The organism is Haloparvum sedimenti (assembly GCF_001462205.1).
Taxonomy (GTDB): domain Archaea; phylum Halobacteriota; class Halobacteria; order Halobacteriales; family Haloferacaceae; genus Haloparvum; species Haloparvum sedimenti.
The window spans coordinates 42033-58411 of the sequence record NZ_LKIR01000126.1 but is presented as its reverse complement, the minus strand read 5'-3'; the positions used below and the strand labels follow the sequence as shown (position 1 = coordinate 58411).

At 70.8% G+C, this 16379-nt stretch carries 13 protein-coding genes and 1 pseudogene; 6 read left to right on the top strand and 8 right to left on the bottom strand.

Annotated features, from left to right (window positions below):
• Positions 1-222: 222 nt before the first annotated feature.
• The 3 genes from AN233_RS09680 to glyA all read right to left on the bottom strand — a co-directional run bounded on the left by AN233_RS09680 (position 223) and on the right by glyA (position 4619).
• Positions 223-2514 carry a GH32 C-terminal domain-containing protein gene (locus AN233_RS09680; RefSeq protein ID WP_080508419.1) on the bottom strand — a complete coding sequence of 764 codons (2292 nt, stop codon included), beginning with the start codon at positions 2512-2514 and terminating at the stop codon, positions 223-225.
• Positions 2515-2623: 109 nt separating this feature from the next.
• Positions 2624-3223: a CinA family protein gene (locus AN233_RS09675; RefSeq protein ID WP_080508418.1), complete on the bottom strand. Its 600-nt coding sequence runs from the start codon at positions 3221-3223 to the stop codon at positions 2624-2626.
• Between the two features lie 148 nt (positions 3224-3371).
• A complete protein-coding gene (gene glyA / locus AN233_RS09670) occupies positions 3372-4619 on the bottom strand; it encodes a serine hydroxymethyltransferase (RefSeq protein ID WP_058366580.1) in 1248 nt (415 codons plus the stop codon).
• Positions 4620-4794: 175 nt separating this feature from the next.
• On the opposite strand from glyA, the gene AN233_RS09665 reads away from it, so the two are divergent.
• The 3 genes from AN233_RS09665 to AN233_RS09655 all read left to right on the top strand — a co-directional run bounded on the left by AN233_RS09665 (position 4795) and on the right by AN233_RS09655 (position 9566).
• Complete coding sequence (locus tag AN233_RS09665; RefSeq protein WP_058366579.1) at positions 4795-6816, top strand: hypothetical protein; 2022 nt, start codon at positions 4795-4797, stop codon at positions 6814-6816.
• 146 nt (positions 6817-6962) lie between these two features.
• Positions 6963-7778, top strand: coding sequence for a transcriptional regulator TbsP (tbsP, locus tag AN233_RS09660; RefSeq protein ID WP_058366578.1), 816 nt, complete (start codon positions 6963-6965; stop codon positions 7776-7778).
• Positions 7779-7859: 81 nt separating this feature from the next.
• Positions 7860-9566 (top strand): YcaO-like family protein, encoded by a 1707-nt coding sequence (locus AN233_RS09655; protein ID WP_058366577.1) that lies wholly within the window; start codon positions 7860-7862, stop codon positions 9564-9566.
• Between the two features lie 36 nt (positions 9567-9602).
• Here AN233_RS09655 and AN233_RS09650 read toward each other — a convergent pair whose 3' ends face one another.
• Positions 9603-10616: a mechanosensitive ion channel family protein gene (locus tag AN233_RS09650; RefSeq protein ID WP_080508417.1), complete on the bottom strand. Its 1014-nt coding sequence runs from the start codon at positions 10614-10616 to the stop codon at positions 9603-9605.
• A gap of 87 nt (positions 10617-10703) precedes the next feature.
• On the opposite strand from AN233_RS09650, the gene AN233_RS09645 reads away from it, so the two are divergent.
• The gene (locus AN233_RS09645; RefSeq protein ID WP_058366576.1) at positions 10704-11444 is read left to right on the top strand and encodes a proteasome assembly chaperone family protein; all 741 of its coding nucleotides are present in this window, start codon (positions 10704-10706) and stop codon (positions 11442-11444) included.
• A gap of 112 nt (positions 11445-11556) precedes the next feature.
• The gene (trmB, locus tag AN233_RS09640; RefSeq protein ID WP_058366575.1) at positions 11557-12609 is read left to right on the top strand and encodes an HTH-type sugar sensing transcriptional regulator TrmB; all 1053 of its coding nucleotides are present in this window, start codon (positions 11557-11559) and stop codon (positions 12607-12609) included.
• Positions 12610-12828: 219 nt separating this feature from the next.
• On the opposite strand, the gene AN233_RS09635 is transcribed toward trmB, so the two are convergent.
• From AN233_RS09635 to AN233_RS09620, 4 genes are all read right to left on the bottom strand, one after another.
• Positions 12829-13350, bottom strand: coding sequence for a hypothetical protein (locus AN233_RS09635; protein ID WP_058366574.1), 522 nt, complete (start codon positions 13348-13350; stop codon positions 12829-12831).
• An 81-nt stretch (positions 13351-13431) separates the two neighbouring features.
• Complete coding sequence (locus AN233_RS09630) at positions 13432-14250, bottom strand: hypothetical protein (protein WP_058366573.1); 819 nt, start codon at positions 14248-14250, stop codon at positions 13432-13434.
• A gap of 93 nt (positions 14251-14343) precedes the next feature.
• The gene (locus AN233_RS09625; RefSeq protein ID WP_058366572.1) at positions 14344-14805 is read right to left on the bottom strand and encodes a MaoC/PaaZ C-terminal domain-containing protein; all 462 of its coding nucleotides are present in this window, start codon (positions 14803-14805) and stop codon (positions 14344-14346) included.
• A gap of 77 nt (positions 14806-14882) precedes the next feature.
• The gene (locus AN233_RS09620; protein ID WP_058366571.1) at positions 14883-15836 is read right to left on the bottom strand and encodes a DMT family transporter; all 954 of its coding nucleotides are present in this window, start codon (positions 15834-15836) and stop codon (positions 14883-14885) included.
• A 184-nt stretch (positions 15837-16020) separates the two neighbouring features.
• Here AN233_RS09620 and AN233_RS09615 point away from each other — a divergent pair.
• Positions 16021-16379 (top strand): annotated as a pseudogene (locus tag AN233_RS09615) (Lrp/AsnC family transcriptional regulator); the annotation flags it as partial.

Sequence of the window (16379 nt, the reverse complement as noted above, 5' to 3'; positions counted from 1 at the left end):
GCCACTGCAGGCAGCCCGGACCGTTCCCCGGAACCCGGCACGGTCGAGCCCGCTGGAGCTTTCTGGGCGGTGCTGTCCAACGAGCGGGATCGACGGCAGAAACAGAACACCCGTCGGAGAGAGCTCCGACTGCGTCCCACCATCCGCCGGACATCCCCGCGATCCGACCGTCCCCGTCACCACGCCCCGTCGAAAAAGGCCGAGAACGTCCCTGTGGCGCGATCAGTCGTCCGCTTCGGGGACAGTCCGCGCCGGGTCGCCCGGATCGCGGCCGCGCAACTCCGCCGGCCAGATGCTGCCCATCGCGTGGACCGTCAGATCCACGTCGACGCCCTCCGACGCTCCGTCCGCGAGCAGGCCGACGCCGGTGGCGTCGTGTCGGGTCGGGTAGATCCGGCCGGTCAGGCACCGCCGACCGTTGACGAACGCCTCGACCACGGAGCCGTCGACGAAGATCCGGAGGTCCAAGGGACGCTCGAGATCCTCGACGGACACCGAGACCGGGTGGTCGTTGACCTCGCGGTCGAGGCTGCTGCCGGTCCGGTCCAGCACGAGCCGACCGTCAACGAGCTTGAGCTGCGTGCTCTCGGCGCCGTCCGGCGAGAGCCGAACCACGACGCCGACCGCGTCCGCCGCCTCGGGGTCGACCGTCGCCTCGATCTCCAGGGCGTCGCCCTCGGCGTCCAGCAGCTCGCGACCGTCGGCGAGGGAGACCGTCCCGTCGAACAGGGTCGCCTCGCGGCGGTCGCGTATCTCCCGGGCGGGGCGCTGGCGGACCTCGCCGTCCGCGACCGACACCTCCCGCGGGAGCGACATGAGACCGGACCAGCCGGCGTCCCACTGCCGGCGGACCGTCCGCGCCTCCTTGATCCAGCCGAACATGAGCGTCCGGCCGTCCGGCGTCTCCAGCGACTGGGGTGCGTAGAACTCGCCGGGGTCGAGCACCTCGGCCGACTCGCGCTCGAAGGTCCCCGTCTCGCCGTCCCACTCGCCGACGAAGCCGACCACGTCCTCGTAGTTGGAGACGTGGAGGAGGTCGCCGTCCGCGAACCGGAGTAGCTCCGGACACTCCCAGACGGTGCCGGGGTCCTCCCAGTCGCCGACCAGCGACGGGCCGAGATACTCCCACTCACGGAGGTCGCGCGAGCGGTAGCAGACAACGGCCCCGCCCACGTCCTCAAGTCCGGCGCCGATGAGTTGGTACCACCACCCGTCCGCGAACCAGGCGCAGTGGTCGCGGAACTCGCCGTTCCAGTGCTCGGTCGTCAACACGTCGAGTGCCGCCGGTGGGTCGTCGATGACGGGGTTCGCGGGGTCGGTCTCGAACCGGGAAAGGTCGCCGTCCACGGCGGATCCCAGACACGGCAGCTGCCAGCCCTCCCGGCCGCCGGTGTACAGAATTCGCACGTCGGAGCCGTCGCCCGCCGGCGCGTCGGTGCGCCACCCGGCGTGGTCCTCGTCGGTAACGAACGCGCAGCCGGACCAACAGCCGTCGCGGTCCGGGCCGCCGGGGTCGGGCGTCAGCGCGACCGGCGCGTCCCGCCACGTCAGCAGGTCGTCGCTGACGAGGTGGCCCCAGTGGATGGTCTCGTGGTAGGGGCCGCCGGGGTTGTACTGGTAGAAGACGTGGTACTGCCCGTCGTAGTGGAGGCAGCCGTTCGGGTCGTTGAGCCAGTTGGCGGGCGGCGAGAGGTGGAAGCTGGTGCGATGGCGGTCGCCCGCGAGCGCCGCGCGGTGGCGCGCGAGCGTCTCGGCGTCGTGTGGCCGGCCCGTCGTGAGCGCGGTCGCCGCGGTCTCGGGGTCGGCCACGCCGCCGATTCCGACGGTCTCGTCCGCTCCGCCGTCCGCGAGGAACCGCAGCAGGTTCCCCGTCAGCCGGTCGCGCTTGGCGCGCGTGTGGTCGTCCGCGCGCTCGAAGTCGAGACCGACGCCGACGCCGACGACGGTCCCCGCGCCGCGCCGCCAGCTCACCGTCGTCACCTCGTGAGGCACGTCGTCGGCGCCGCGGTGCGTCGACGCGAGCACGTCGCCGGTCGCGGGCAGCACGTCCTCGTAGCGCGCGAACGGCGCCTCCTCGCCCGCGGGGCGGGTGTGGTGGCGGAGCGTCTCGAAGTCCTCGTGTGCGGGGTGGTCGGCGTACACCGACTTCCAGAGCGGGCCGACCGGCTCGTGGACCGCCTCGGTGCCGGTCGCGTCCGGCGCCACCTCGTCGATCCCGAGCGCCGCGACCTGCCCCATCGCGCGCGCCGAGAGCAGCAGTCCGCCGCCGCTCTCGACGTAGTCGGTCACCGCGGGCTCACACGCGGCGACGGTCCGGGGGTTCGTCACCGGCTCGACGGCGTGCCACCAGCAGACGTCGAACCGGTCGAGGTCGACCGAGCCGTCCGCGACCGCGGCGAGCGACGCGGTCTCGACGTCCGCGAACCGCTCGCGGCACCAGTTCCGCGCGGCTGTCTCTCCCGGCCCGGCCGCGCCCGCGACGAGCAGGCCGACGCGGAGGTCCTCTTCGTCCATCACCGGATCCTCGACGGATCCGGACAAAAGGCTGTCCGAACGCGCGTACGGAACCGCGTAAATCGCGGCTCCGACGAGACGGCGGTCGAGCGGCTTGTGTCTGACTCGGTCACTCGTCCCCGAATTCGCTCGTGGGCGCCGTCTCGCGGACCGCCCGGACCAGTTCGGCGAGCGCGCAGACGACGCTCTTCCGCTTGATCGTCGCCCGGTCGCCGTCGAGTTCGAAGCGCCGGCTCCGGGTGAACGACGCCTCGGTCCCCCACGGCGCGGCGAAGGCGACGCCCACGTACAGCAGGCCGACCGGCTTGTCGCGCTGGCCGCCGTCGGGCCCCGCCACGCCGGTCGCGGAGACGCCCCACGTCGTGTCCGCGCGGTCGCGGACGCCCTGCGCCATCGCGCGCGCGACCGGCGCGCTCACGGCGCCGTAGGCGTCCAGGTCCTCTCGGGGAACCGCCAGCTCCTGTCGCTTCGCGTCGTAGGCGTAGGTGGCGAGGCTCCGGTCGAAGTAGTCGCTGGAGCCGGGTACGTCCGTGATCGTCGAGCCGATCAGGCCGCCGGTGAGCGACTCCGCGACCGCGACCGTCTCGCCGCGCTCCGAGAGCAGGTCGCCGACGACTTCCGCGACCGCGCGGTCGCCGGTCCACTCGCCATCATCGAGCTCCGCCGCGGTCGACGACTCGAAGCCGCTGATCGGGGTCTCCTCGGGCATGCGTGAGACCTGGTTCGCCGGGAACTTCTAAGCGACGACGGTCTGCTGGTCGGGCGCTGGTCCGGCCGGGACAGAGATGGGCGGTCGCAGGGACAGAAATACTCCACCGCAGCCGCGGTCGAACCGTGGTGCTGGTCGCCCGGCGTTCCTACTCGTACAGCGGGAACTGCTCGCAGAGCTCGGCGACGCGCTCGCCGACCTCGTAGACCACGTCCTCCTCGTCGACGTTGTCGACCACGCGGTGGATCAGGTCCGCGACCTCGCGCATCTCGTCCTCCTCGAAGCCGCGCGTGGTGAGCGCGGGCGTGCCGACGCGGATGCCGGAGGGGTCGAACGGCGTCCGGGTCTCGCCCGGCACGGTGTTGGCGTTGAGGACGATGTTCGCGGCCGCGAGCGCCTCCTCGGCGGTGCCGCCCGAGGTGTCCGGGTGGGACTCCCGGAGGTCGATCAGCACGAGGTGGGTGTCCGTCCCGCCGGAGACCAGCTCGTAGCCGTGCTCGCGGAAGCGCTCGGCGAGCGCCTCGGCGTTGCTCACGACCTGTGCGGCGTACGAGTCGAACTCCGGCTGGAGCGCCTCCTTGAAGCCGACCGCCTTGCCGGCGACGTTGTGCATCAGGGGACCGCCCTGCGTGCCGGGGATGATCGCCTTATCGACCGCGCTCGCGAACTCCTCGCCGCACATGATGATCCCGCCGCGGCCGGCGCGGATGGTCTTGTGCGTCGACCCGGTGACGAAGTCGGCGATGCCGACCGGCGAGGGGTGCTCGCCCGCGGCAACGAGGCCGGTGATGTGGGCGATGTCGGCGAGGTGGTAGGCGTCGGCCGCCTCGGCGGCCGCCTGGATGCGCTCCCACTCGACCTCGCGCGGGTACGCGGAGTAGCCGGAGACGATCATGTCCGGCTCGATCTCCTCGGCCGTCTCGCGGAGCGCGGCGTAGTCGATGTAGCCCGTCTCGGGGTCCACCTCGTAGTGGGTCACGTCGAAGTGCTCGCCCACGAAGTTGGCGTGGTGGCCGTGCGAGAGGTGGCCGCCGTGGGTCAGGTCCAGGCTCAGGATGGAGTCGCCCGGCTCCAGCGCCGCGACGTAGACGGCGATGTTCGCGCTCGAGCCCGAGTGCGGCTGGACGTTGACGTGCTCGGCGCCGTACAGCTCCTTCGCGCGCTCGATGGCCAGCTCCTCGACCTCGTCGGCGTACTCACAGCCCGCGTAGTAGCGCTGCCCGGGGTACCCCTCCGCGTACTTGTTGGTGAGCGCGCTCCCCTGCGCCTCCATGACGGCCTCGCTGACGTGGTTCTCGCTGGCGATCATCGCGAGCGTCTCCTGCTGTCGCTCGACCTCGCCGGACAGCGCGTCCGCGACCGCCGGATCCGTCTCCCGCACCGTGTCGTAGTCCATACGCGAACCGCGTGTGACGCGACCAAAAAGCTGTCCGTCCCGCGGACGGTTGCCGGGACGGCGCTCCAGCGTCCGGAAAAGCGGGGCGCGGCCGCTCCTGCATGCGATCGCGATGGCCCCCATACCCCTCCGGTGCCGACACGCATTTAGGCGCCCGGAGGGTCTCTCCGACCCAATGGTGCAGGTCGAATCGTCACGGAATGAACTCCGTGTGGTCGACGCCGAGGGGCGGTCGACGACTGTCGAGGGGCGGTTCGAGCCCGCCGGAAACGCACCGGGGTTCGACCGCGCGGTCGGCGGACGAACGACGGTTACCGCGCGGCGACTCCGACTCGACGGGACGCTCGTGACGGTCGAGAACCTCGACGACGGCGGTCGGCGGGAGCTGGCCAGTGATCCCGCTCCGGTCAACCTGGACGCGGCCGCCTACCGCGTCCGGATCGCGGCGCCGGTCCGGACCGTGCTCCGGTTCGACGGCGCGGTGACGGTCGCGAAGCCGGCGGTCGACGCCGTCGTCCTAACGTTCCCGGCTGCGACCCCGGTGTCCGTGGGCTTCCGGACGGGAACGAGGCGCGCTCGGGCGTCGGTGACCGTTCCGTCGACCCCGTCGGGAGTCGCGACCGCGCTCACCGCGATGGCGACGAGCCACCGGACGGCGTCGCCGGATCGATCCCGCCCCGAGATGCGGACGCAGCCGCCGACGGTGACGTTCGGCGAGGGGCAGTCGATCCCGCCGTCCGCGCTCGATTCCTCGCTTTCGGGCCCCCGGCCGGAGGTGGTCGTTCAGCCGGAGCTGAGCGCGCTGTTGCAGATCGCGCCGCTCGCGCACTACGTCGGGGCGCGGGTGGAGACCGAACCCGACGCCGCCCCCGTGCTCCGCGCCGGTCGCGAGTGGAGCCTCACGGACGGCTCGGGGGGCCTCACAGCGGCCGCCGCGCTCAGGCGCGTCTTTCACCTCGACTGCCTCGTCCGAAACGCCGGACCGCGCGGCACGGACCTCGCCGAGACGCGGCTGCTCGACCGGCTGGACCTGGACCCGGTCGGGACGTATCCGTTGCCCGTGGCCGAACGCGTCGACCGGTACATGGCCGCCGACTACGGCGCGATAGCGAGCGACCTGCCGGACTGGCACCTCTCGATGTACCTCCGGCCGGACTACGAGAGCGTGCGGACGCTGCCGTACCTGCTGTCCAACGTGCCGCAGGTGTTCGCACCGGAGGCCGAGCCCCTCCCCGACGCCGAGTGGCTGAAGCGCTCCCTGGACGACTTCGTCCGCGGCCGGGACTCCGTGAGCGTCGACCTCTCGAAGCCCTCGCTCGGCTCCGGGCGGACCCACGGCTGGCTCGCCGACTCCGCGCCGATAGACGTGTTCAAGGCGCTCCCCGAGGCCTACGAGAACCGCGCCCGCTACCGCAACCGCTCGGGGGAGTCCGTCTCGGTCGTCGCGGTCGTCAACGACCCAGAGATGTCGACCGAGGGCGACGCCGCGGTGGAGGTGTACCGGAAGCGGGCCGCGGAGCTCGATGTCGACGTGACGGTTCGTGAGCAGGTCACGACCGGCGAGCTGGCCGCGCTCTTCGAGTCGCCACACGACCTGGTCCACTTCATCGGCCACTGCGAGCCGGCGGGGTTCGTCTGCCCGGACGGCCACTTCGCGGCCGCGGAGCTGGACGAATCGAACGCGCAGACGTTCTTCCTCAACGCGTGTGGCTCCTACTACGAGGGGCTCGACCTGATCCGCCGCGGCAGCGTCGCCGGCGGCGTCACGTTCAACCGCGTGCTGGACGGCAACGCCGCGCTCGTCGGGACCGCGTTCGCGCGCCTGCTGATGCACGGGTTCGCGTTCGAGCGCGCCCTCTCGCTGGCCCGCCGTCGAGTGATGACCGGCAAGGACTACGTGGTCGTCGGCGACGGGACTCACGCGCTCACACGGCGAGGGGACGAGGTCCCGGCGGTTCTGGAGGTCGAACCGGCCGACGGCGGGTACCGAGTGGTCCACGACGCGTACACGCCGGGCGCTCACGGTGGCGTCTACCGGCCACACCTCCAGTCCGACGGCGTCTCGCAGCTGTGCGGAATGCGGCGGGAGTTCCTCGTGGACGCGCCCCGGCTTCGGGAGCTTCTGTCGATCGAGGTGATGCCGGTACTGTACGGGGGCGACCTCCGATGGTCGTCGGAGCTGGCCGAGACTCTCTGACCGACCGCCACGGACCGAATGGTGACGGCCTTCGGAGAATCGGAATAAACGGGAAATTCGACTCGTTGACCCCTCTATTGAGAATTCTGCAGGTGAGTGATCCCGTTAATATTAAATATCTCACGCACCGTTATACGCATAGAATTATGGTGTCGAATTTACTCGAAACCGATCTCGAGAATATCCTCGAGGACGCGTTCGCGGAGACGGAGGGCGAGCTCCTCGTCGTGGATCCTTCGGCCGAAACCGTCGAAGCGATCGTGGAGGCAGGCATCGAGAGCGACGACCTCCCCGAGCTGTGTCTGCTCGCCGACGAGGGCGTGCTGAAGACCGTGATGGACGACTTCCTGATCGCCTCGAAGGCGGCGGACCTCGTCGAGGGGGGATCGCTCTCGCTGCGGGTCCTCTCGACCGAAGCCGACAACTCGCTGTTCGTCTCGGCGGACCGGGTCGTCGCGCTCGTCTCGACCGGCGGCCGCGTCGCCGCGCTCTCCAGCGACGACGCGGAGTTCGTCGAGGAAGTCTTCTCGACGTACCGCGACGCGTTCGAGGCGGCCGAGGAGTACCGGCTCCGGACGCCCGCGATCAGCCGCATCCGTGAGACGATGACAGAGGAGATCGGCGAAGCCACCCGCGAGGACTTCGACGACGTGCTCGCCTCGATGGAGACCGCCCGCGGCAACGGCGACGGACTCGACGAGGTGACCGTCTCGCTGCTCGTCGCCGCGAAGAACGACGTGCTGCTGTACGACATCTCGAAGTGGGGTGAGGACGTGGGGATCGCCTCGAAGGCGACGTTCTCCCGGACGAAGACTCGCCTCGAGGACCTCGGTCTCATCGACACCGAGAAGGTCCCCATCGATGTCGGACGCCCTCGCCTCCGCTTGAAGCTCGGCGACGACCGGCTGAAGGACGCCCCCGTCGACCAGCTCGCGGACGTCGTCCAGAGCGCGCTCAACTGACGCCGTTCACGCCGCGGCCGTCTGCCGCCCTGGCGTCGTCCCTCCCGTGGCTTTTTCTCCCCGCTCGTCGTTGCCGCGTCCATGGACATCGGACTCGTCGGTGACGGGCCGGCCGTCGACGCGGTCGACGCCGCACTCGGTGACGTCGACGTGAACGTCATGCCCGTCGCGGCGGACCTGCTGGACGGTTTCGATTTCGCGGTGGTCGTGGACACGGCCGGTGCGGACGCGTTCGCGCGGGCGAACGCGGCGCTCGACAGGTGGGTCGCCGTCGAGGTCGGCGGGGTGGGGGCGGCTCCCGTCGCGGGCGTCGACGCCGCAGTGACCGTCTTCGAGGACGCCTGCTACGACTGCCTGCGGCAGCGCATTGCGGCGGGCGCCCCGGAGACGGAAGAGCGCCCCGCCGGGGTTCGCTCGGCGGTGCGCTACGCGGGTGCGGTCGCCGGCCGCCGGACGATCCAGGCGCTTTCCGGCGAGACGGTCGGCGATACGGTCGTCGAGGTGCCGGGCGCGGAGCGCCGGTTCCTGTCCGTCCCCTTCTGCGATTGCGGGTCGGCCCCCGGAAAGGCCCTCCCGCGGGAGCACCGCGACGTTTCCGTCGACGACGCGCTCGAACGGGCCGAGCGGGCGGTCGACGGCCGCGTCGGGATCCTCTCGGAGGTCGGCGAGCGCGAGTCGTTCCCGGTCCCGTACTACATCGGCCGGGTCGCGGACACGACCGGGTTCAGCGACGCGCGCGCCGCGGAGTTCGCGGCCGGCGTCGACCGCGACTGGGACGCGGCGTTCATGAAGGCGATCGGCGAGGGGTTGGAGCGATACGCCGCGGGCGTCTACCGCTCCGACGACTTCGCGGAGGGGCCCCCAGGAGTCGTCGAGAATCCGGTCCCGCCCGCCCGCTTCGTGACGCCCGACGACCGCGAGACGGTCGGGGCGGAGGACGACGACTCCCTCGCGTGGGTGAGCGGCGAGGACCTCGCGACCGGTGAGAACGCCGCGCTCCCCGCGGAATTCGTCCAGTTTCCGCCCCACGAACGCCGGTTCCGGCCGTCGATCACGACGGGGCTCGGGCTCGGAAACTCGGGCGTCGAGGCGGTGCTCTCGGGGCTCTACGAGACGATCGAGCGCGACGCGACGATGATCGCGTGGTACTCGACGCTCGACCCGCTCGAACTCCGGATCGAGGGGGACGAGGACCCGGCCTTCGCGGAGCTCCGTGCGCGGGCGAACGCCGTGGACCTCTCGGTGACGCCGCTGCTCGTGACCGCCGACGTGGACGTGCCCGTGGTCGCGGTCGGCGTCCACCGCGAGGGCGACTGGCCGCGGTTCGCCGCCGGCTCCGCGGCGGATCTCGACCCGTACGCGGCCGCCCGCTCCGCGCTGTCGGAGGCGCTTCAGAACTGGATGGAACTGCGCGCGATGGGCCCCGACGCCGCCGCCGAGCAGGGCGCCGCGATCGGGGACCACGCCGACTACCCGGCGGAAACGCGCGCGTTCTTCGACCCGGACGCGGCGGTGCCGGCCGAGGACCTCGGCGTCCCGAACGCGGCCGGCGCCGCCGAACTCGACGCGGTGCTCGACAGACTCGCCGATGCGGACCTCGACGCCTACGCGGCGCGGACGACGACGCGGGACGTGGCGGCGCTCGGGTTCGAAGCCGTTCGCGCGCTCGTGCCGGCCGCACAGCCGCTATTCACCGGCGAGCCCTTCTTCGGAGAGCGGGCGCGCGAGGTCCCCGAGTCGATGGGGTTCGAGCCCCGCCTCGACGCGCCGTACCACCCGTTCCCGTAGCGCCGCGTGGGGCGGACGTCGCCCCCGCGGCACTCGTCACGACCCACTCGTCTCGACCGGACTCACGCCGTCGTCGCCGTGTTCCTCCTCCTCGTCTTCGGGCGGCTTCGCGGCTCGGTCGCGCTCCTCGTCGGTCTCCGCGCCCGTCCGCCCGTCGGCGTCGACGCGCGCCACGCCGGAGGTGTCGTCGAAGACGAGGTGACGGTGCGGGTACGCCATCTCCACATCGGCGTCCGCGGTTATCTCCCGTATGCGGATGTTGACCGCCGACTGGACCTTGTTCAGCTTGTAGGGCTTTTTGACCCAGTACCGGAGTCGGAGCAGGACGCCGTTGTCGCCGAACTCGTGCACTCGGCAGTCGGGACTGGCGACGTAGCGGGCGGCGCCGATCCGGATATCGGGGCCGCCGGAGACGACGGCCTCGCAGCCGCGAGCGGCGCGCTCGATCAGCCGTCTGGCCTCCGTCACGTCGGACTCGTAGGTGACGAGCACGTCCAGCGAGCGGCGGGTCCGCTCGTCCTCAGCCGAGTAGTTGGTCACGTCCCGTTCGCGGACGTTGCCGTTCGGGATGACGAGGAAGGTGTTGTCGAGCGTGAGGATCTTCGTGTAGCGGATGGTGATGTCCTCGACGAACCCCATCGTGCCGTCCTCGAGTTCGATCAGGTCGCCGATCTCGAACGGCTGGTCCCAGAGGACGAAGAAGCCGCTGATGACGCTTCCGATGAGCGGCGCGAGGATAACACCGGCCACGGCCGAGAAGACGGCCGCGGACAGGACCAGACTCGGGAGTTGGACGCCGGCCACGGAGAACCCGACCGAGGCCGCGCCGACGATGATCGCCGCGCGGACGCCCCGGAGGACCGTCTGGGCGACGCTCTGTCGCTCGAACCGCCGCGCGACAGGACGCCCGATGAGCCGGATCACCAGCTTCGAGACCCAGACGCCGAGTCCGAGGATGAGAAGCGCGATCAACAGACGGAATCCCGGGACCCCGACCCACTCCGGGAGCCCGCCGCCGACCGCGCCCTCGGTCTGTACCAGCACGTCCATGCGTCTCCCGCGTTCCCCACCCGAAAAAGCGTTTCCTCCGGCGCGTGTCGGGGGAACGGCTAAGAGCCAACCGCCTGAATGAAACCCATGGCCGAGATCCCGTCACGGCGGCCGACGTTTGAGGTGTCACACGACGCCGATCCGAGCGACGTCCTTCTCGCAGGGTTCTCCGCGTACGGTCTCGCGGGGCTCACCGCGGCCGATTATCTCGTCGACCACCTCGACCTCGAGCCGACCGGACACGTCCGAACGGAGGGGCTCCCGACGATCACGCCGTTCACGAACGGCGAGCCTCGACACCCGACGCGGCTGTTCTCGCGGCCCGACCTCGACGTGACGGTGCTCGTGGGCGAACTGTTCGTCCCGGTCCAACTCGGGGAGGCGTTCGCGGACGCCGTCCTCGACTGGACCGAGGCCGAGGGCGTCGCGGAAGTGGCGGTCCTCGCCGGCGTCCCGATGGCGCACGCGCCGGACGACCACCGCACCTTCTACGTCGCGACCGAGGATTATCGGACCGGGCGGCTGGCCGACAGCGACGTCCCGCCCATGGGGTCGGGATTCCTCGACGGGACGAACGCGGCGCTCATCGAGCGGGGGATCGAGTCGCCGCTCGGCGCGGCCGTCTACGTCACGCCCGTCCACGCGCAGGCCCCGGACGTGGAGGCGGCGGTCCGGCTCGTGGAGACGGTCGACATGGTGTACGACCTCGACGTGGACTCCGGACCCCTCCGGGAGTTCGCGGCGGAGATCGAACAGCACTACGCGGAGCTCGCGGAACGGATCGAGCGCAAGGAGTCGGACACGCCGAACGACCGGATGTACATGTAGTCGGTGGCTGGGAACCGCACGAGAGCCGACCGAGGCGACGAACCGCGTTCCGGAACCCGGTGCAACTCGTCTCATAGTAAATAACTTACGTCCCCGGCGGGTTGAGGGAGACATGACGGACGACCTGCGCGGAACCCTCGAGCGCGTCGGGGACCGCTTCAACCTCGGCGAGTACGAGATCGACGCGTACCTCGCCGTGCTGGAACACGGCGAACTCACCGCCAGCGAGATCGCCGACCGCACGGACATCCCGCAGCCGCGGGTGTACGACACCGTCCGAAGCCTTTCGGACCGCGGGCTCGTGGAGCTCCGCGAGTCGCGCCCGATGAAGATCGTCGCGGTCGACCCGGACGACGCGTTCGGCGAGATCCAGACCTCCTTCGAACAGCTCGTCGACGAGCTGGAGGCTCGCTACACGGCACCGGCCCGGGAGACGGAGGCCGTGTCGCTGGTGAAATCACGGTCCACGATCCTCCGGTACCTGGAGGAGGTCATCGAGTCCGCGGAGTACGAGCTGGCCGTCTCGCTCACGCCGGACCTGCTCCGGCGGTTCGAGGACCTTCTCGCCGCCAAGGTCGACGCCGGCGTCAGCGTCGAGCTGCTCGTGACGCCCGCGAAGCGCGCGCCGAACCCGGCCGAGTACGACTACCTCTCGGTGGCGACCATCGCGCGCGCCCGCCGCGGCATCACGACGCCGGTGCTCGCGGTCGGCGACGGCAGCTACTCGGTGTACGCGACCCAGGACGCGATCCGCGACGACCAGGAGCGGTACGGCGTCATCTTCAACCGCTCGGCGCTGGGGTTCCTCGTCTCCGGCTTCTTCGGGACGGTGCTGTGGACGACCGCGGAGACGCTGGCCGCGGACGGGAAGGAGCGACCGTTCCCCCGACGCTACGCGTCGATCCGCCGCGCGGTCAAGGACGTGCGCGAACTCGACGGCGATTTCTTCGCGACGGTCGAGGGGCGGGATATCGAGTCGGGTGACCCCGTGACCGTGCAGGGGTCCGTCGTCGATGTCGCCTTCGAGGACTCCGAGGAGGTCGCGTCGCTGGTCGTCGAGACCGACGCGGGCGAGCGCGTCGAGATCGGCGGTCGCGTCGCCGCGCTGGAGGACGTGGAGGGGCAGGAGATCGTCATCGGGCGCGACGAGCCGCCCGCACTGTAGCGGTCGCTGACGACTCGACCGCCGTCCTCGGCTGCTGGCGCGACCGACTCGGATGCCGAGCTCCGGGAGTCCCGGCGGGACGAGTCGGCCTATTCGGACTGTGGGTGTCGACCGGCGCGACACCGCGAACGCCCGGGCGAGGCTGGTCCCGGCATCCGTCAAAAACCCTCGGACGGCGACGCGCGTCGTGTCGGCACCTGCAACCGCGCGTGCCGCCCGCTACGTTCTGCGCGCGGTCTCCTCCGCAACTCGCGGGAACAGTAGCGTTGCGACCGCGGCGGTCAGAAGCGCCAACAATCCGGCGAGGAGGGGAACACCGACCGCGGACGCGGCCCCGACCGTGCCGACCGTCGCGGCCAGGAGAACGGCGTTGTAGTAGCCGGCCCGCAGCGCGAGCAGGGCGGGGGCGTAGGTGACCCAACCGCGCGTTTCGGACGCGAGTGCCGGGACCCAGCCGCCCCGCAGGAGTGTCGCCGTTCCGGCCATCGTCACCAGCGCCACGAGCCCCGCGAACTTGTAGCTGTACGTCCCCGTGGGCGGGAGGTCCATCAGGAAGATCAGCACGGGAAGCGAGAACACGGCAACGTCCGCGTACGCAGCCGTAGCGTCGTGGAGCAGGAGTCCGACGGGGTCCTTCTCACCCCGCTCGGTCGTCCCGTAGCCGCGCCACCCGCGCCGCTCGTGGGACTCGGCAGCATCCGTCGCACGCCCCGGCGGGCCGTTCCGGCGAGAGGGAGCCATCGCTCGGGAGTCGGTTCGCCGATGCTTAAAAATCACCCCCGTCACTCCGCGTCGGCACCCGTCACTCCGCGTCGGCACCCGTCACTCCGCGTCGGCCTCGGCCGTCCGTTCGGCCGCGGTCTCGCGGAACTCGTGGACGACGGTGTCGCAGTCGGAACACGCGAGCACCAGCCGGCCGGGCTTGCGCTGCGTGGAACCGGGACCGCCACAGCAGTTTCGCAGCGTCGTCTCGCGCACGTCGCCGCCGCAGACCGGACACGTCTCGAGCAGAGTTCGGAGCGGCTCCGCGGCAGGCACGCGAACCGACTCGGGGACGTCGCGCTCGGCGAGCGTCTCGATGGCCGCGACCTCCGCGATCGCGACCGCCCGCGAGAGCCAGTTGTCGCGGTCGCCGTCGAGCAGGATTCGGTCGCCGTGCGCGCTTGCGGTCACGCCAGCGGGCGCGGCGTCGTCCACCCGGTCCGCCAGCGCCGGGTCCGAGAGCGTCCGGACCTCCGCCATCCGGTCCGCCCAGTCCGTGCGGAACGTCTCCTCGAGTGCGATGTCGCCGTCGGCCGCTTCGACGAGCACGCCCGCATCGAACAGGGCGGCGAGGAGGTCCTCGGCGTCGGCGCCGTCCGCCAGCGAGTTCGAGTCGACCCCGTCGTCGGTCGCGTGGCCGAACTCCCACGGGAGGTACGCGGCGACCTTCGGGCCGAACCGCGGGGTGTACGGCACGACGTAGCCCCGGAGGTAGACGAGCCCGAGACCGCCCGCCAGCACGATGGGGCCGGCGAACGGGAACAGGCCGGAGACGAGCGCCGCCGCGAGGACGACGGCGACGAGGTTGATGGCGGTACACGGCCAGCACCGATTTTCCCCGGTGTGTTCGGGGCGCGCGAGCGTGGCGAGAGGGTTCACGGTCCCCCGTTCGTCCCCGTCCTCAAAAGCGTGTCCGAGCGGTCCGCGGCGAGGGTTCGGGGTCGCGGGACGTTTCCGGAGCGGCGATCGCCGTCACTCCCGCGCGACCATCACGAGTCCGATCATCGAGAAGACGTCCTCGCCGACGCGGTCGTCGTCGGGGTCGGCGGCGTCGGCGACCGCGGTCGTCGTCCGGGCGTGGACCAGCCCGCGGTCCGCCGTCTCGGGAACCGTCTCGACGATCTCGGTGCGCGCCCGAAGGGTGTCACCCGGCCGGACCGGCGCGTACCAGCGAAGCTCGTCGACGCCCTTCGCGCCGAGCGCGGCGGTCTCGGAGAGCAGGTCCTCGACGAGCAGCCGCATGGTCATCGCCGCGGTGTGCCAGCCGGAGGCGATGAGGCCGCCGTACATCGACGCCGCGGCCGCCTCCGGGTCGACGTGGATCGATTGAGGGTCGTACCGCTCCGCGAACTCGCGGACCTCGGGTTCGTCCACCGTTCGGGTTCCGTGTTCGAACGTGTCGCCGACCGCGAACTCCGAGAAGGTGCGTGGCATGGTCGGACGCAGGTCGGGACCCGGCTTATCTCCGGTGGTTCCACACGGATCAGGCGTCCGCGGTGGTTCCACACGGATCAGGCGTCCGCGTCGCGCGGGGTCCTGGCGTCGACGACCCGCCGCACTGCGTGCCGCTCCACCACGAGGAACCCGGCGAGGATGACGAGGAAGCCGACCATCGCGCGCCCCTCGATCAGGTGCCCGAGCACGAGCCAGCTGATGAGCGCCGCGGTTATCGGCTCGGCGTAGCCGACGAGGTGGAGCTGTGCGGGTCCGACCTCGTCGAGCAGCGCGAAGTAGATCAGGAAGGCGATGACGCCGGACAGAATCGTCAGGTACGCCAGCGTCACCACGGTGGTGGCGTTCCAAACGACCGCGGCCGGTGACTCGCCGCGGACGCCGGCGCCCGCGAACAGCACGACCGCGCCGACGACCATCGCCCAGCCCTGCATGGGGACGATCGAGAAGTCGTTGCGGAGCGGCCGTAGGAGGACCGCACCGAGCGCGAACGTCGCCGCCCCGGCCAGCACCAGCCCGGCGCCGAACAGCTCCGTCGAGCCGCCCGACAGCAGCGTTCCGAGGGAGGGGTCGGCGACGACGACGACCCCCACGACGCCGAGCAGGAAGCCGCCGAGCTCGACCGGCCCGAGCCGCTGACTCGGGAGCAGCGCGGCGGCGAAGGCGGCGGTCAACACCGGCGAGAGACTCACCAGCACCGCCGCGACCGCGCCCGAGATGTGCAGCTCGCCGACGTACAGCAGCGCGTGGTACGCGGCGATGACCAGCGTGCCGGCGACCGCGACCGCACCCCATTCGGTGCGGTCCCGCGGGATCCATCGGTCGGAGACGACCGCGGCGTAGCCCAGTACGACGAGCCCGGCCAGCAGATAGCGCACCCCCGCGAACAGCAGCGGCGGGAAGAAGTGCAGCCCGGCCTCGATGGCGACGAACGAGCCGCCCCACAGGACCGCGAGCGTCACGAACGCCGCGATCGCCACGGCCGGAGTCGAGAGGGAGATATCTCGCGTCATTGGTTGTTCGTTCGAAATTCTCCAAGACTCTTAAGACTGACTCCAAGATCACCGGATTACCTGAATGAACAACCGGACATATGTTTTTAGTCCGAATATTCCGCCGATTTATCCGAGGAGATTGAATTCGGGTCCAAGTCTGTCGGGCGACAGATACATGCAGAACCGGGAACGATGTGGGTGTATGGACGAGCGCGACGTGCGACTGCTGAAGGCGATCTCGGACCTGGGAACCGGAAGCCCGGAGGCGCTCCACGAGGAGACGGACATTCCGGTGTCGACGATCCACTACCGGCTGAACAACCTCCGCGAGGACGGCGTGATCGAGAACGACCTCTACGACCTCGACCACGAGGCGCTGGGGCTCGGCGTCACCGTCATCGTCGAGGTGCTGGCCGACTACGAGGGCTCCTACGAGGAGTTCGCGGAGGAGCTGATGGCGGTCGAGGGCGTCACGCAGACCTTCTTCACGATGGGCGAGACGGACTTCATCGTGCTCGCGCGGCTCCCCTCCTCGGACGCGGTCGAGCGCCTGATCGGCGA